Source organism: Microbacterium sp. BLY, assembly GCF_017939615.1.
GTDB lineage: Bacteria > Actinomycetota > Actinomycetes > Actinomycetales > Microbacteriaceae > Microbacterium.
Genome location: NZ_JAGKSR010000001.1, coordinates 187,291 through 202,289 on the forward strand (window position 1 = coordinate 187,291; position 14,999 = coordinate 202,289).

21 protein-coding genes are annotated in these 14,999 nt (G+C 69.2%); all 21 read right to left on the reverse strand.

The window, feature by feature from the left end:
- Nucleotides 1-21: 21 nt before the first annotated feature.
- On the reverse strand, nt 22-912 hold the full coding sequence (locus tag KAF39_RS00945) for an NAD(P)-dependent oxidoreductase (protein ID WP_210675561.1): 891 nt from the start codon (nt 910-912) through the stop codon (nt 22-24).
- On the reverse strand, nt 909-2,336 hold the full coding sequence (locus tag KAF39_RS00950) for a four-carbon acid sugar kinase family protein (RefSeq protein ID WP_210675562.1): 1,428 nt from the start codon (nt 2,334-2,336) through the stop codon (nt 909-911). The genes KAF39_RS00945 and KAF39_RS00950 overlap by 4 nt, the downstream gene beginning before the upstream one ends.
- A gap of 132 nt (nt 2,337-2,468) precedes the next feature.
- Nucleotides 2,469-3,179, reverse strand: a complete 711-nt coding sequence (locus KAF39_RS16205; RefSeq protein ID WP_210675563.1) for a FadR/GntR family transcriptional regulator — start codon at nt 3,177-3,179, stop codon at nt 2,469-2,471.
- The gene (locus KAF39_RS00960; RefSeq protein WP_210675564.1) at nt 3,176-4,306 is read right to left on the reverse strand and encodes a UDP-N-acetylmuramate dehydrogenase; all 1,131 of its coding nucleotides are present in this window, start codon (nt 4,304-4,306) and stop codon (nt 3,176-3,178) included. The genes KAF39_RS16205 and KAF39_RS00960 overlap by 4 nt, the downstream gene beginning before the upstream one ends.
- Nucleotides 4,303-4,707: a MaoC/PaaZ C-terminal domain-containing protein gene (locus KAF39_RS00965; RefSeq protein ID WP_210675565.1), complete on the reverse strand. Its 405-nt coding sequence runs from the start codon at nt 4,705-4,707 to the stop codon at nt 4,303-4,305. Before KAF39_RS00965 ends, KAF39_RS00960 begins: the two co-directional genes overlap by 4 nt.
- Nucleotides 4,704-5,159 (reverse strand): MaoC family dehydratase N-terminal domain-containing protein, encoded by a 456-nt coding sequence (locus KAF39_RS00970; RefSeq protein ID WP_210675566.1) that lies wholly within the window; start codon nt 5,157-5,159, stop codon nt 4,704-4,706. Before KAF39_RS00970 ends, KAF39_RS00965 begins: the two co-directional genes overlap by 4 nt.
- A gap of 58 nt (nt 5,160-5,217) precedes the next feature.
- Nucleotides 5,218-6,015, reverse strand: a complete 798-nt coding sequence (locus tag KAF39_RS00975; protein WP_210675567.1) for a sulfite exporter TauE/SafE family protein — start codon at nt 6,013-6,015, stop codon at nt 5,218-5,220.
- A gap of 142 nt (nt 6,016-6,157) precedes the next feature.
- Nucleotides 6,158-6,730 (reverse strand): 50S ribosomal protein L17, encoded by a 573-nt coding sequence (gene rplQ / locus KAF39_RS00980; RefSeq protein ID WP_071328950.1) that lies wholly within the window; start codon nt 6,728-6,730, stop codon nt 6,158-6,160.
- Nucleotides 6,731-6,764: 34 nt separating this feature from the next.
- Complete coding sequence (locus tag KAF39_RS00985) at nt 6,765-7,754, reverse strand: DNA-directed RNA polymerase subunit alpha (RefSeq protein WP_025102386.1); 990 nt, start codon at nt 7,752-7,754, stop codon at nt 6,765-6,767.
- Nucleotides 7,755-7,906: 152 nt separating this feature from the next.
- Nucleotides 7,907-8,305: a 30S ribosomal protein S11 gene (gene rpsK / locus KAF39_RS00990; protein ID WP_045249905.1), complete on the reverse strand. Its 399-nt coding sequence runs from the start codon at nt 8,303-8,305 to the stop codon at nt 7,907-7,909.
- A gap of 30 nt (nt 8,306-8,335) precedes the next feature.
- Nucleotides 8,336-8,710 (reverse strand): 30S ribosomal protein S13, encoded by a 375-nt coding sequence (gene rpsM, locus KAF39_RS00995; RefSeq protein WP_062632862.1) that lies wholly within the window; start codon nt 8,708-8,710, stop codon nt 8,336-8,338.
- 180 nt (nt 8,711-8,890) lie between these two features.
- The gene (gene rpmJ, locus KAF39_RS01000) at nt 8,891-9,007 is read right to left on the reverse strand and encodes a 50S ribosomal protein L36 (RefSeq protein ID WP_005050492.1); all 117 of its coding nucleotides are present in this window, start codon (nt 9,005-9,007) and stop codon (nt 8,891-8,893) included.
- A gap of 97 nt (nt 9,008-9,104) precedes the next feature.
- Nucleotides 9,105-9,326 (reverse strand): translation initiation factor IF-1, encoded by a 222-nt coding sequence (infA, locus tag KAF39_RS01005; protein ID WP_005050493.1) that lies wholly within the window; start codon nt 9,324-9,326, stop codon nt 9,105-9,107.
- Between the two features lie 174 nt (nt 9,327-9,500).
- A complete protein-coding gene (locus tag KAF39_RS01010; protein WP_210675568.1) occupies nt 9,501-10,172 on the reverse strand; it encodes a thioredoxin domain-containing protein in 672 nt (223 codons plus the stop codon).
- Nucleotides 10,172-11,023, reverse strand: a complete 852-nt coding sequence (gene map, locus KAF39_RS01015; RefSeq protein ID WP_210675569.1) for a type I methionyl aminopeptidase — start codon at nt 11,021-11,023, stop codon at nt 10,172-10,174. Before map ends, KAF39_RS01010 begins: the two co-directional genes overlap by 1 nt.
- Nucleotide 11,024: 1 nt before the next feature.
- Nucleotides 11,025-11,669: an adenylate kinase gene (locus KAF39_RS01020; protein WP_210675570.1), complete on the reverse strand. Its 645-nt coding sequence runs from the start codon at nt 11,667-11,669 to the stop codon at nt 11,025-11,027.
- Nucleotides 11,666-12,988, reverse strand: coding sequence for a preprotein translocase subunit SecY (gene secY, locus KAF39_RS01025; RefSeq protein WP_210675571.1), 1,323 nt, complete (start codon nt 12,986-12,988; stop codon nt 11,666-11,668). The genes KAF39_RS01020 and secY overlap by 4 nt, the downstream gene beginning before the upstream one ends.
- A 153-nt stretch (nt 12,989-13,141) precedes the next feature.
- Nucleotides 13,142-13,759: a 50S ribosomal protein L15 gene (gene rplO, locus KAF39_RS01030; RefSeq protein WP_210675572.1), complete on the reverse strand. Its 618-nt coding sequence runs from the start codon at nt 13,757-13,759 to the stop codon at nt 13,142-13,144.
- Nucleotides 13,759-13,944 carry a 50S ribosomal protein L30 gene (rpmD, locus tag KAF39_RS01035; protein WP_017201575.1) on the reverse strand — a complete coding sequence of 62 codons (186 nt, stop codon included), beginning with the start codon at nt 13,942-13,944 and terminating at the stop codon, nt 13,759-13,761. Before rpmD ends, rplO begins: the two co-directional genes overlap by 1 nt.
- Nucleotides 13,944-14,618, reverse strand: a complete 675-nt coding sequence (gene rpsE, locus KAF39_RS01040) for a 30S ribosomal protein S5 (RefSeq protein WP_200838869.1) — start codon at nt 14,616-14,618, stop codon at nt 13,944-13,946. The genes rpmD and rpsE overlap by 1 nt, the downstream gene beginning before the upstream one ends.
- A 20-nt stretch (nt 14,619-14,638) precedes the next feature.
- The gene (rplR, locus tag KAF39_RS01045; RefSeq protein WP_025102394.1) at nt 14,639-14,998 is read right to left on the reverse strand and encodes a 50S ribosomal protein L18; all 360 of its coding nucleotides are present in this window, start codon (nt 14,996-14,998) and stop codon (nt 14,639-14,641) included.
- Nucleotide 14,999: the final 1 nt, after the last annotated feature.

Below are 14,999 nucleotides of genomic sequence, written 5' to 3' on the forward strand. Positions count from 1 at the left end.
AGTGAGGGCGCGACGTCGCGCTCAGGACAGTCGTTCGGGTGCGACGACGCGGATGACGGCGGAGTCGTCGAGGGCGCCGAGGCCCTGCGCTTCGCCGAGGAGGAACAGCTGCTCGGCCGCGGCGGCGACCGGCGTGGAGAGGTGCGCCCGGCGGGCGGCGTCGCCGACGATGCCGAGGTCCTTGACGAAGATGTCGAGGCGGCTGAGCACTTCAGCACCGTCCTCGTCGTACGCCTGCAGGGCGCGCGGACCGCGGTTGCCGAGCATGAAGGAGTTCGCGGCACCGGCCGTCAGCGCGTCCAGCGTGCGGGCGCGGTCCAGCCCGAGGGCATCGGCGAGCGCGAGCGCTTCGGCAGCCGCGGCGATGTGCACGCCGCAGAGGAGCTGGTTGACGGTCTTCAGCGCCTGACCGTCGCCGGGCTTGTCGCCGACGATGGACAGCGTGGAGGCGAGCTGATCGAGAACGGGGCGTGCCGTCTCCAGAGCACTCGGCGTGGCGCCGACGACGATGAGGAGGTCGCCCTCCCCCGCACGGACCGGTCCGCCGGAGAGCGGGGCATCCACGAGCTCCGCGCCGTGGGCGGCGAGCTGCGCGGCGATCGCGTCGATGCCGTCCGTGCCCACCGTGCTGGTGAGGATCACGACGGCGCCGTCGGCGAGGTGGGGAGCGAGTCCGTCCTCGCCGAAGAGCAGCGCCTCGAGCTGCGCGCCGGTGCGGACGGCGACGAGCACCGCATCCGCACCGTCCACGGCGTCCGCCGCCGAGGAGGTCGGCGTGACGCCCGCCTCGGCGGCGAGGGACACGCGTTCGGGGGCGATGTCGAAACCGCGAACGGTGAAGCGCTCGGCGAGGCGGGTCGCCATCGGCAGCCCCATGGCGCCGAGTCCGATGACAGCGACGGTGGTTGTCATGAGTGTCCTTCCGGGTGGGTTCCATCGTCGCCTGCGAGAGTGGCGACGACGGTGACGAGGGAGTCCGCGTCGCCGACGTTGCCGGCGAACACGACGTACGGGATGCCGACGGCGGGGCCGGTCTCCGGCTGCCACAGCGAGACGAGACCGGGCAGCATCGGGCCGAGCACGGTGGCCCGGCGGATCTCCAGCGCTTCGCTGGCGACGTCGCTCGAGGTGATGCCGCCCTTCGCGATCACGAAGCGGGGCGGTGCGATGGCGAGCACCCGGCGCACGAGATCGACGACGCCGCTGGAGATGCGTCGAGCGATCGCGAGGCTCTCGTCACCGCTGGCGCCCGTGACGAGCTCCCGCGTGGTGTGCACGATCACGGTGCCGGTGGCGAGCGCGGCGGCGACGGCGTGCGCCTGCGCCTCGAGGTGGCTCTCGCGTTCGGGGCCGATGAGGGCGCGCACGTCGAGCTCGATCGTGCGGGTGTTCGGTCGAGCGGCGATCAGCGCTTCGAGCTGCGCGGTGGTGAGTGGCACGTGGCTGCCGACGACCACGAGGCCTCCGCGGTCATGCGCGAAGGGGATGTCCGCGGCCTGCACGGGCTCGGCGATCTCCTGCCCGATGTGTGCGCGCACGTAGGGAGGGCCGACGCGGAGCAGCACGTCCCGGTCGCGGAGGCGGTGCAGGGCGAGGGCGACGACACGCATGTCGGATTCCTCGACGACGTCGACCGCCACGACCGTACCGTCGGCGAGGGCCTCGAGGAAACGGACGACGGCGTCCACACCGCTGCGGATGGTGCGGATGTCGAGGCCGGCGACCGCCGACGCGGGGATGCGGCCGTGCGTCTTCTCCGCGACCCACTCGCGCAGATCGGAGGACGTGTAGCCGAAGGTCGCATCGGCCGCGAAGGGGGTCTCGCCGACCGGGGTGGCCTCGCCGTCGGTCACCCAGTAGTGCACGGAGTCGACGGTGATGCGGCCGGCGTCGGGGAACGCGGGCACGAGCAGGGTCAGTGCGGGGGCGCGGCCGGTGCGGGAGGCGATCTCCGTGGAGAGGACGTCGGTCTCGAGCGGGAAGTGGCCGCGGAGCGTCGAGTCGCCCCGCGAGACGAACGTGACGCGCCGTCCGTGTGCCGCGGCCGCGGCCAGGGTCACGTCGACGATCTCGCGGTTGCGGGCGGCCGCCGCGTCCTCGTCGAGGGAGCGGGTGTTCGTGAGCACGTAGACGGCGGCGGCACCGGTCGCGAGCGCCTCGTCCAGGTCGGGGCGCTCCCACCGGGTGAGGACGGGGAGGTTCGCGACCGACTGCGTGCCGGTCGGGTCGTCGTCGAGGACGACCAGCACATCGGCGGGGTCGACCTCCGTGCGGACCTCGGCGGCGGTGGCGGCGACGGGTGCGGGCAGGGGGGCCAGCAGGTCGTCGATGTGCACACGAACTCCTTCGTTCCGGGAGTGGTCCGCCGTGGGGCGACGAACCGGGGGAATCCGATCGTTATCCGATATCAGATAACGATGAGCGTACCCCACGAGCCGGCCCGCTCCAAAACGCGGGCTTCGCCCGGCTCAGCGGCCGTGCACGTAGTGCAGCAGATCGTCCCTGGTCTGCCGCATGTGGCTGCGCATCGCCTGACGGGCGGCCGCGCCCGAGCCGGTGCGCATCGCCTCCAGCACGGCGGCATGCTCGGCCAGCGCGTGCTCGCGGATGTCCGGGATCGCGCTCGTCTCGCTGCGGGTGGCCTGCAGCATCGTGGTCAGCGGACGCATCGAGGCGACGAGGATGCGGTTCTCCGCCGCACGGATGATCACATCGTGGAAGGCGAGGTCCGCCGCCACGAACCCCTCGACGTCGGCACGCTCATGCGCTCGGTGCATCTCGGCGAGCAGAGCCTCGAGTTCGGCGAGGTGCTCTTCGGTGCGCCGCCCGGCGGCGAGCTCGGCCGCCCCGGTCTCGAACATCATGCGCATCTCGAGCATCTCCAGCGAGGACCGCTCCCGCGCGTCCGCGCTCTGCGCGTGGCGGACAACGGCGTCGAGGCCCGTCCATTCCTCGGTCGGAGCGATACGGTGCCGGGTGCCCGGCACGGCGACGATCACTCCCTGCGCCTGGAGCAGACGCACGCCCTCGCGCATCGTCAGCCGGGAGACGCCGAACTGGTCTGCCAGCTCCCCCTCGGGAGGCAGCGGCTGCCCGGCCTCGAGCCGGCCCGCGATGATGGCGTCGAGGAGCCCGTCCACGACCGCCTGCGTCCGCGACACCCGCTCGAGCTTCGTCACAGGTCGACGCCCACCAGCACGGGTTCCGGCTGCAGCACGAGCCCAAATTCGGCATGCACGCGGTTCTGGATGAAACGGGCGAGCTCGGCGACCTCCGCCGCCGTGGCGCCGCCGCGGTTGGTGAGGGCCAGAGCGTGCTTGGTCGACACCGAGGCCCGCGATCGGGGCAGCTTGAACCCCTTGCGGATGCCCGCCTGCTCGATGAGCCAGGCCGCGCTCACCTTCACGTCCGGCGCCTCGGTCTTCGCGGCCGGCACATGACCGTCGTAGGACGCGAGCGGGATCACCGTGACGGCGTCCAGGTCGGGAGCCACCGGCCAGCGCGGGCACTCCGGCGGCAGCGAGCGGGCCTGGGCGGCCGTGACGATCGCGTTCTGGAAGAACGAGCCGACGCCGTGCGTGTCCGGGTCGTCGGCGTCCAGCAGCATGCCCTTCGACGCGCGAGTGGCGAGGATGCGCTCCCGCACCCACGTCAGCGGCACCGGGGTGTCGTCGGTCAGGCCGAGCGCTCGACGGAGCTGCTCCCCGCGGACCACCCGCTCCCGCGCCACCAGCAGGTCGACCGTGACCGACAGGATCACGGCCCGCCGCTGCGGCTCGCTGCCGTGATGATGCTTGAGCACCGAGGTGCGGAAGCCCAGCCCGAGGTCGGCGGCGGGAACGGTGGAGATCTCGCCCGTGGCCTCGTCGATGAGGTCGACCTCGACCAGCGTCTCCTGGATCTCCTGGCCGTAGGCGCCGATGTTCTGCACCGGGGAGGCCCCGACCGTGCCCGGGATGCCGCTCATGGCCTCGAGCCCGGCGTAGCCCTGCGCGACGGTGTGGGCGACGAGGTCGTCCCAGCCGTGCCCGGCCTGCACCCGCAGACGGATCCGGCCGTCGTGCGGCGACGGCAGCTCCTCGATCCCGCTGGTGCGGATGCGGATGACGGTGCCCTCGAACGGCTCGTCCCCCACGAAGAGGTTCGACCCGCCGCCGAGCACCAGCCAGGGATCACCCTCCGCCCAGGTCTCGCGGAGGACCGCGACGAGCTCGTCGGTGGTGGTCGCCTCTCGCATGCGCGCGGGAGCGGCGCCCGTGCGGAGAGTGGTGAGCTCGGCCAGGCGGATCGGCTCGACGTCGCTCATCGGACGGCGACGCGCAGCTGCGCCTTGACGAGCACGGTGGTGTCGCCGGTGGTGACCTTGAGGTCGATCCGTGCGGACTCGTCGTCGACCGCACCGACCGTCGCCACGACCTGCACGTCGGCGCCGGTCTCGGGGTCGACCACCACGGGCTTCGTGAAGCGCACGCCGTAGTCGAGGATGCGGGTCCGCGGATCGAGGGCGGCGACCACGACCGACGAGGCGATGCCCATCGTCAGCATGCCGTGCGCCAGCACACCGGGAAGGCCGACCGCGGCGGCGACGTCGTCGCGGTAGTGGATCGGGTTGAAGTCACCGGAAGCCCCGGCGTAGCGGACGAGCGACTCCCTCGTCAGGTGCACGGTGCGCTCGGCGAGCACGTCTCCCACGGTGAACGCGCTCATGCGGCCTCCTCCTCGGCGCCGACGAGCAGGACGCTCGTAGCCGTGACGACGTGGGCTCCGCCGTCGTCGGTGATCTCGGCCTCGCTGGTGATCATGGCGTTGCCGCCTATCATGCGGATGCCGGTGACGCGCAGCTGCGCGGTCAGCTCGTCGCCCGCGACGATCGGCCGCGTGTAACGGAACCGCTGCTCGGCGTGGATGGTCCGCGCCAGCACGATGCCGGAATCGGGCTGGGCCAGCAGCTGCTGCAGCGTGAGGTCCTGCAGGACCATCGCGAAGGTCGGGGGCGCCACCACGTCGGCGAAGCCGGCCGCGCGGGCGGCCTCGACGTCGGTGTGCTGCGGGGCGTCGGCGAAGACGGCGCGCGCGAACTCGCGCACCTTCTCCCGCCCAACGAGGTAGGGGGCGGTCGGCGGGAACTCCCGGCCGACGAGATCTTGGTTCACTGCCACCCGTCGATCCTACCGAGGCCCGCCGACAGGCCGGCTCCGGCGACGCCGGGGAAACCGATCAGCCGCGTCGCCGACCGCGGACGGCCTTGATCCCCATCTGCACCGCGATCACCACGAGATACGCGGCGAAGAGAAGGTTGCCGACGGTCGGGTCGACGATGGTCGCCAGCCAGGCGCCGAGCGCCGTGGTCGTGCACGCCGAGACGCCGATGAGCAGCGCGGCGACGAGATCGACGTTCCGGTTGCGGAGGTTGCCGACCGTGCCGGAGAGAGCGGTCGGGATCATCATCAGCAGCGACGTGCCCTTCGCGACGAGGTCGCTCGTGCCGAACGCGAGCATGAGCACCGGGACGACGATCACGCCGCCGCCGACACCGATGAGACCGGCCAGGACGCCGGTGCCGATCCCCACCGCGACCAGGGCGGCGCCGGTCAGCCAGGTGAGCTCGAACACGGCGTCGCGCGACGGGATCACGAGGAACAGGCTCACGATCACGATCGCGAGGAAGCCGACGAAACCCCAGCGGAGCGCGGTCTGCGAGATCCGCGGAAGCAGCCGAGTGCCGATCTGGGCGCCCACCACGGCCCCGGCGGCGAGGATCAGCGCCGGGATCCAGGCGACCGAGCCGGAGGCGGCGTACGAGATGACGCCGACGGCCGCCGTCGGGACGATCGCGGCCAACGAGGTTCCGGCCGCGAGTCGCTGGTCGAACGCGAGCAGGAGCACCAGCAGCGGGACGATCACCGTGCCGCCGCCGACGCCGAAGAGACCGGAGAGGAGGCCGGCGAGGAGGCCGATGCCGATGAACGCCGCGTAGGCGCGAGGCCCGCGCTTCAGGACCGTCGCATCGTTCACCGGATCAGCCTACTCCCGGCCCCTCCCTCGCCCGAATCGCGGCGGATCAGACCTCCGAGTCCGCTGTGACGGGCACCGATCGCGGGTGAACGACGAAGCCCGCCACCCCGGAAGGGGCGGCGGGCTTCGTAGGGAGAGGTCCTTACTCGGACTTCTTCTCGACGGCGTCCTCGGCGGCGGCCTCAGCGGCCTCGCCCTCGGCCTGCGACTCGGCGCCGGCCTCGGCAGCCGTGTCGTCGGCAGCAGTCTCGTCCGCGGGGGCCTCGACGGTCTCCTCGGCGGGAGCCTCCTCGGCAGCCGGCTTCTCGTCCTTCGGAGCAGCGGCGGCCTTCTTGGTCGACTTCGCCTTCGGGGTGACGGGCTCGAGGACGAGCTCGATCACGGCCATGGGCGCGTTGTCGCCCTTGCGGTTGCCGACCTTGGTGATGCGCGTGTAGCCACCCTCGCGGTCCGCGACGAGCGGAGCGATCTCGTTGAACAGGACGTGCACGACTTCCTTGTCACCGATGACCGACAGCACGCGACGGCGGGCGTGCAGGTCTCCGCGCTTGGCGAAGGTGATGAGGCGCTCGGCGAGCGGACGCAGGCGCTTGGCCTTGGTCTCGGTCGTCTTGATCGACTTGTGGGTGTACAGCGCAGCGGCGAGGTTGGCAAGCAGCAGGCGCTCGTGGGCGGGGCCGCCTCCGAGGCGGGGACCCTTGGTGGGCTTGGGCATAATCGTCTAACTCCTGGTCAGAAAGGGTCGGGTATCAGAAGGACTCGTCTTCGCTGCCGCCGTAGAAGTGGGCGCCGTCGAAACCGGGCACCGAATCCTTGAGCGACAGACCGAGCGAGATGAGCTTGTCGCGCACCTCGTCGACCGACTTCTGGCCGAAATTGCGGATGTTCATGAGCTGCGTCTCCGACAGGGCGACGAGCTCAGAAACGGTGTTGATGCCCTCACGCTTCAGGCAGTTGTACGAGCGGACCGACAGGTCGAGGTCCTCGATCGGCATCGACAGCTCGCTGGAGTTCACAGCCTCCACCGGCGCCGGGCCGATCTCGATGCCCTCGGCCTCGACGTTCAGCTCGCGGGCGAGGCCGAACAGCTCGGTGAGCGTCTTGGCGGCCGACGCGACGGCGTCGCGGGGGCTGATCGCCGACTTGGTCTCGACGTCGAGGATGAGCTTGTCGAAGTCGGTGCGCTCACCGGCACGGGTGGCGTCGACGCGGTAGCTGACCTTGAGCACGGGCGAGTAGATCGAGTCGATCGGGATCTGCCCGGCCTCGGCGTACTCGTTGCGGTTCTGCGTCGCGGAGACGTAGCCACGGCCGCGCTCGATGGTGAGCTCGAGCTCGAACTTGGCGGTGTCGTTGAGCGTCGCGATGACGAGCTCGGGGTTGTGCACCTCGACACCGGCCGGAGCCGAGATGTCGGCGGCGGTCACTTCACCGGCACCGGTCTTGCGAAGGTACGCGGTGATGGGCTCGTCGCGCTCGCTGGAGACGACCAGCTGCTTGATGTTGAGGATGATCTCGGTGACATCCTCCTTCACGCCGGGGATCGTGCTGAACTCGTGCAGCACACCGTCGATGCGGACGCTGGTGACAGCGGCGCCGGGGATCGACGACAGCAGGCTGCGGCGCAGCGCGTTGCCGATCGTGTAGCCGAAGCCGGGCTCCAGAGGCTCGATGATGAACCGGCTCCGGTTCTCGACGATCTTTTCCTCGGTCAGTGTGGGACGCTGTGCAATAAGCACTCTGTGTTCCTTTCGATCACATGCCCGCTATATGACATGTGGTGGGGTGAGGTCTTGAGTTGTGGAAGTCGATGCCCCACGCGGGGCGCCGAGCCGCTCACCCCGTCATGGCTCCCTGAGCCTGTCGAAGGGTGAGCGGCTCGGCACACGCATCAGACGCGGCGACGCTTCGGCGGGCGGCAGCCGTTGTGCGCCTGCGGGGTGACATCCTGGATCGAACCCACCTCGAGGCCGGCGGCCTGCAGCGAGCGGATCGCGGTCTCGCGGCCGGAGCCCGGACCCTTCACGAAGACGTCGACCTTCTTGACGCCGTGCTCCTGCGCCTGGCGGGCGGCCGACTCGGCGGCCATGCCTGCGGCGTACGGGGTCGACTTGCGGGAGCCCTTGAAGCCCACGCCACCCGACGACGCCCAGCTGATGACAGCGCCGGACGGGTCGGTGATCGAAACGATGGTGTTGTTGAACGTCGACTTGATGTGGGCCTGGCCCAGCGCGATGTTCTTCTTCTCCTTGCGGCGCGGCTTGCGCGCGGCGGCCTTGGGTGCAGCCATGAAAGTGTTCTCCTAGTCCCTGGCCGCTGCTTAGCGGGCCTTCTTCTTGCCGGCGACGGTGCGCTTCGGGCCCTTGCGGGTACGGGCGTTGGTCTTGGTGCGCTGACCGCGGACCGGGAGGCCACGACGGTGGCGCAGGCCCTCGTAGGAGCCGATCTCGACCTTGCGGCGGATGTCTGCGGCGACCTCGCGGCGCAGGTCACCCTCCACCTTGTAGTTGCCTTCGATGTAGTCGCGGAGGGCGACGAGCTGGTCGTCGCTGAGGTCCTTCACGCGGATGCTCTCGTCGATGTCGGTCGCCTTGAGGATCTCGACCGAGCGGGTACGGCCGACGCCGTAGATGTAGGTAAGGGCGATCACCACGCGCTTGTCGCGCGGGATGTCAACGCCGGCAAGACGTGCCATGCGGTTCTCCTGGGTGTTGTGGAGGTATGGAGCAGGATCGGTGCCCGGGCCTCCGCCCCGAGGTGTCAGCCCCCACGGCTCCGCCGGTTACCCGGTCGCTGAGCCTGTCGAAGCGTCTGATCCTGCCGTGTCGTATTGAGTTATGAGAGTGCGAGAGCGGCGCTCACGCAGCGGGGGCGCTCAGCCCTGGCGCTGCTTGTGGCGCGGGTTGCTCTTGCAGATCACCATGACGCGGCCGTGGCGGCGGATCACCTTGCAGTGATCGCAGATCGGCTTGACGCTGGGGTTGACCTTCATGATGTTTCCTGTTCGCTGTCTTCGTGCTGCCCGGTGTCCGACCTCTGAGACCGGGGTCCCTGAGCCCGTCGAAGGGCAGCCGTTACTTCTCGACCGATCAGCGGTAGCGGTAGACGATGCGGCCGCGGGTCAGGTCGTAGGGGCTGAGCTCCACGACCACGCGGTCCTCGGGGATGATGCGGATGTAGTTCTGCCGCATCTTTCCGGAGATCGTTGCCAGAACCTTGTGTCCGTTGGTGAGCTCAACGCGGAACATCGCGTTGGGCAGAGCCTCCGACACGACGCCCTCGATCTCGATGACACCGTCTTTCTTAGCCATAGCCTCGCTGACGCTTCTGCAGACCGGTCGATCTGCGGTGGGTGGGTGGATTGCGGTGACCGGGCCGGATCGGACACGCCGAACGCATGGCACAAGGCACCAAAGATCTATGTTATCCGACGACGCCCCATCCGGCAACCTGGTCGGACGGGGCGTCGAGCGGGATTCCGCGGATCAGCCGAGGAGATCGGTGAACCGCTTCATGTCGGCCTGGTTCTGGAGGTCGAGACGCTCGCCGTCGATCTCGACCGTCGGCGTGCCCTGGATGTCGTTCTGCTTCGCCTGCGCCGCACCGAACTTGCGGTACGTCTCGTCGGTGATGCAGGAGACGACGTCGTCATCCGCCCCGACCTGGGTGGCGAACTGGGCGAGCTGCTCGTTCGTGAGGCCGGGGGTGTTCTCCGCCGGCTGGTTCTCGAACAGCACCTTCGCATAGTCGAAGTAGAGGTCGCTGTCCGACTCGGCGACGCAGAACGCGGCGCCGGCCGAGCGGGAGGAGAACTCTGTGCCCTGCGAGAAGCGGTCGAGGATCGCGATGGGGTGCTGCTCGAGCGTGATCTCGCCGCTCTGGGCCTTGGCCTCGAGCGCGGCACCGAACTGGTCCTCGAAGGACTTGCAGACCGGGCACTGGAAGTCGAGGAAGACCGACACGGTCGTGTCGCCGTCGCCCATGGAGACCGAACCGGCATCCGCGTCGAAGTTGTCGCTGGCGGACGGAGTGGCACCGGGGGACGTCGCCTGGTTGTTGAGGAACACCACGAGTCCGCCGAGGGCCACGAGGACCACGACGACGGCGATGGAGACGCCGATCGCGAACCAGTTCGTGTTGCTCTTCGCCGCTGCCATTACTTTCCGATCTCTCGAGGCTCGACCCCGAACGGGGCGAGTCCGGCTCTTCCACCATCGGGCGCGGTGAGCACCCAGATGCCCCCATCATGCCGGGCCACGCTATGTTCCCAATGTGAGCCGTCCGTGCCGTCGACGGTCGTGACGGTCCAGTCGTCCTCCTCGACGAAGGTCGCCTCGCCGCCCGCGGTCACCATCGGCTCGATGGCGAGCACGAGTCCGGGCTTCACATCTGCCCCGCGGTCCGGCGTCCGGTAGTTGAAGACGCTGGGCGCCTCGTGCATCTTGCGGCCGATGCCGTGGCCGACGTACTCGCGCAGGATGCCGTACGGCTCACCGCTGACAGCGGACGGCCCCTGCGCCTCGATGTAGTCCTGGATCGCGGCACCGATCTCATCGATCGACGTCGCCGTGGCCATCGCGGCGATCCCTGCCCACATCGAGCCCTCGGTCACGCGAGAGAGCTCCTCGCGGCGGGCGACGAGCTCCGGACGCTCGGGGTCAGGGACGACGATGGTGATCGCGCTGTCGCCGTTCCATCCCTCGAACTGCGCACCGCAGTCCACCGAGACGATGTCGCCGGGCTCGAGCACCCGTTCCCCCGGGATGCCGTGCACGACCTGCTCGTTCACCGAGACGCAGATCGTGTGGTGGTAGCCCTTGACGAGCTGGAAGTTCGACTCCGCCCCCCGCTGTACGATCGCGCGGTTCGCGGCGGCATCGAGCTCGATCGTCTTCACCCCCGGCTTGACGAGCGCCCGGACGGCGTCGAGCGCCTCGGCGGTGATGAGGCCGGGTTCGGCCAGGGCTCGCAGCTGAGCCGGGGTCTTGTAGATCGAGCGGCGGAACATCTCAGGCGGCGGAAGCGGCGGAACGCAGCCCGCGAGCGGCCAGGGCGGCGCCGATGCGCTCGGTGATCTCCTCGAGCGAGCCCACGCCGTCGATGCGGTCGACGATGCCGCGGCTGCTGTAGACCTCGATGATCGGCGCCGTCTCCTTCTCGTAGATATCGAGCCGGTGCGCGATGGCCTCGTCCGTGTCGTCCGAACGGCCCTGCTCGGCGGCACGGAGGGCGAGGCGGGCGATGCTCTCCTCGCGCGGGACGTCGAGGAGGATGACCGCATCGAGCGCCTCCCCGCGCTCCTCGAGGAACGCATCCAGGTGCGCCACCTGCGCGGTGTTGCGCGGGTAGCCGTCGAGGAGGAAGCCGTGCTCCGCATCCTCCTGGCTCAGCCGGTCGCGCACGATCTCGCTGGTCAGCTCATCCGGAACGAGGTCGCCCTTGTCGAGGATCGCGGTGACCTGCTGGCCCAGCGCGGTCCCCTCCTTGATGTTCGCGCGGAAGATGTCTCCGGTGGAGACCACCGGGATGCCGTAGGACTCGGCGATGCGCACGCCCTGCGTGCCCTTGCCGGAACCCTGGGGACCGACGATGAGCAAACGGGCGGTGGGTCGGCGCCCTTCGACGGGCTCAGGGACCAGGTGGGGCACTGTCATCGGAGAAGTCCTTCGTAGTGTCGCTGCTGCAGCTGGGCGTCGATCTGCTTGACCGTCTCGAGACCGACGCCGACGATGATGAGGATCGATGCGCCACCGAACGGGAAGTTCTGGTTCGCGCCGACCGTGGCGAGGGCGATCAACGGGATGAGGGCGATCAGACCCAGGTAGAGGGAACCGGGGAGCGTGATGCGGGTGAGCACGTAGTCCAGGTACTCCGCGGTCGGACGGCCGGCCCGGATCCCGGGGATGAAGCCGCCGTACTTCTTCATGTTGTCGGCGACCTCGACGGGGTTGAACGTGATCGCGACGTAGAAGTAGGTGAACCCGATGATCAGCAGGAAGTACGCCGCCATGTAGATCGGGCTGTTGCCGGAGGTGAAGTTCGCGCTGACCCAGCTGACCCACGCGGGCGGCGTCGAGCCGTCCTGCGGGGTGTTGAACTGGGCGATGAGCGCCGGGATGTACAGCAGCGACGAGGCGAAGATGACCGGGATCACACCCGCCATGTTCACCTTGATCGGGATGTACGTGTTCGTGCCGCCGTAGGTGCGGCGCCCGACCATCCGCTTCGCGTACTGCACCGGGATGCGACGCTGCGACTGCTCGACGAAGACCACGAGGCCCATGACGATGATGCCGACGAGCAGCACCAGGAGGAACACCTCGAAGCCGCGGGTCTGCCAGATGACCGACATCGCGCCGGGGAACGTCGCGGCGATCGACGTGAAGATGAGCAGCGACATGCCGTTGCCGATGCCGCGCTCGGTGACGAGCTCGGCGAACCACATGATGAGACCAGTGCCGGCGGTCATCGCCATGATGATGAGCACCTGCGCCCACCACACGTCGTTCGTCAGGAGCTGGCTGCACGCGCCGATGTCGGTCGTACCGAACAGCTGCCCGGTGCGCGCGACCGTGACGAGGGTCGTCGACTGCAGGAGCGCCAGCGCGATCGTGAGGTAGCGCGTGTACTGGGTCAGCTTGGCCTGTCCGGCCTGACCCTCCTTGTGGAGCGCCTCGAAGTGCGGGATGACGACGCGCAGGAGCTGCGTGATGATCGTCGCCGTGATGTAGGGCATGACGCCCAATGCGAAGATCGACAGCTGCAGCAGGGCGCCGCCCGAGAAGAGGTTGACGAGTCCGAGCAGGCCCTCGGTGCCGGCATTGGCCGCGAGGCACTGCTCCACGTTCGGGAAGTTGACGAACGGCGCAGGGACGTTCGAGCCGAGACGGTAGATCGCGATGATCGCGAGAGTGAAACCGATCTTCCGACGCAGGTCGGGCGTGCGGAAGATCCGCGCGATGGCGCTAAACAAGAACGTTCCTCCTGAAAAGGTGGCCGAACCCCCGAGGGGCGGCTGAAACACCAGGGTAACCCACTCCGAGGTCCGGGGAATGCGAGCGGTCGTCTTCTCCCCCGCCGAATCAGAAGAGGGGCCGGAGAATCTCCGACCCCTCTTCTGCAGTGGTTACTTGACGGATCCGCCCGCAGCCACGATCTTCTGCTCGGCGGAACCCGAGACCTTGTCGACCGCGACGGTGAGCTTCACGGCGATGTCGCCGCCTCCGAGAACCTTGACCTTCTCGTTCTTGCGAACCGCACCCTTGGCGACCAGGTCGCTCACGGTGACGTCGCCACCCTGGGGGTAGAGCTCCGCGAGCTTCTCCAGGTTCACGACCTGGTACTCGACGCGGAACGGGTTCTTGAAGCCGCGCAGCTTGGGCGTGCGCATGTGCAGCGGCATCTGGCCACCCTCGAAGCCGACGCGCACGGTGTTGCGGGCCTTGGTGCCCTTCGTGCCGCGACCGGCCGTCTTGCCCTTCGAGCCCTCACCGCGACCGACACGGGTCTTCGCGGTGTTGGAGCCGGGGACCGGACGCAGGTGGTGGACCTTCAGCACGCCGGGGCGGGACGCCGGGGCGTCCTTCTTCGGCGCAGCCTTGGCGGTGCCCTCAGCCTTGGCGTCGGCGGCAGCGGTCTTGGCCGGCGCCTTCTTCGCAGCGGGCTTCTTGGCGGCGTCGGCCTTGGGAGCCGCCGCCTTCTTGGTGGCCTTCTCGGCCTCGACGGCCTCGTTCTTCTCAGCCATTAGTCGATCTCCTCAACCTTGACGAGGTGGGCGACGGTCTTGACGTAGCCGCGCGTCTGCGCGTCGTCGGGGCGGACGGTGGTGTCACCGATCCGCTTGAGACCGAGGCTGCGCAGCGTGTCGCGCTGGTTCTGCTTCTCGCTCACCTTGGACTTGATCTGCGTGACCTTGAGTCGCGCGGCCATCAGGCACCTACCTTCTGTGCGGCGATGGCCTCGGCCTCGGCGCGGACGAGCCGGGCCGGGGCGACCTGGTCGAACTCGAGACCACGACGTGCGGCGACGGCGCGGGGCTCCTCGAGCTCCTTCAGGGCGGTGACCGTCGCGTGCACGATGTTGATCGTGTTCGACGAGCCGAGCGACTTGGACAGCACGTCGTGGATGCCGGCGCACTCGAGCACGGCGCGGACCGGACCACCGGCGATGACACCGGTACCGGCGGCGGCGGGGCGCAGGAGCACCACACCGGCGGCCGACTCACCCTGCACGGGGTGCGGGATGGTGCTGCCGACGCGCGGGACGCGGAAGAAGTTGCGCTTGGCCTCTTCGACACCCTTCGAGATCGCCAGGGGGACCTCGCGGGCCTTGCCGTAGCCGACGCCCACCAGACCGTTGCCGTCACCGACGACCACGAGAGCGGTGAAGCTGAAGCGACGACCACCCTTCACGACCTTCGAGACGCGGTTGATGGTGACGACGCGCTCCAGGAACTGGTTGTCGCCGCGGTCACGCGAGTTGCGGTCGCGGCCGCCCTGGTTGCGGTCACGTCCGCCGCGGCGGCCGTCCCGCTGGTCGCGAGTGGGCTCAGCCTGCGTGGTGCCGGCGGCCGTCTCGGAAGTGGCAGCAGCCGCTTCGGTCACTTCGTTCTCCTTGTTGTCACTCACAGTGCCAGACCCCCTTCACGGGCGCCGTCGGCGATGGCGGCGACACGACCCGCGTAGCGGTTACCGCCACGGTCGAACACTGCCTCGGAAACGCCTGCGGCCTTCGCACGCTCGGCGAGGAGCTCGCCGACCTTGCGGGCCTTGGCGGTCTTGTCGCCGTCCAGCGAGCGCAGGTCGGTCTCGAGCGTCGAGGCCGACGCGACCGTGTGGCCCTTGCTGTCGTCGACGAGCTGCACGAAGACGTGACGCGCCGAACGGTTGACGACGAGGCGCGGACGCACCTCGGTGCCCACGATCTTCTTGCGAAGGCGGGCGTGACGACGCGCGCGGGCGTCGGACTTCGACTTCACAGCCATG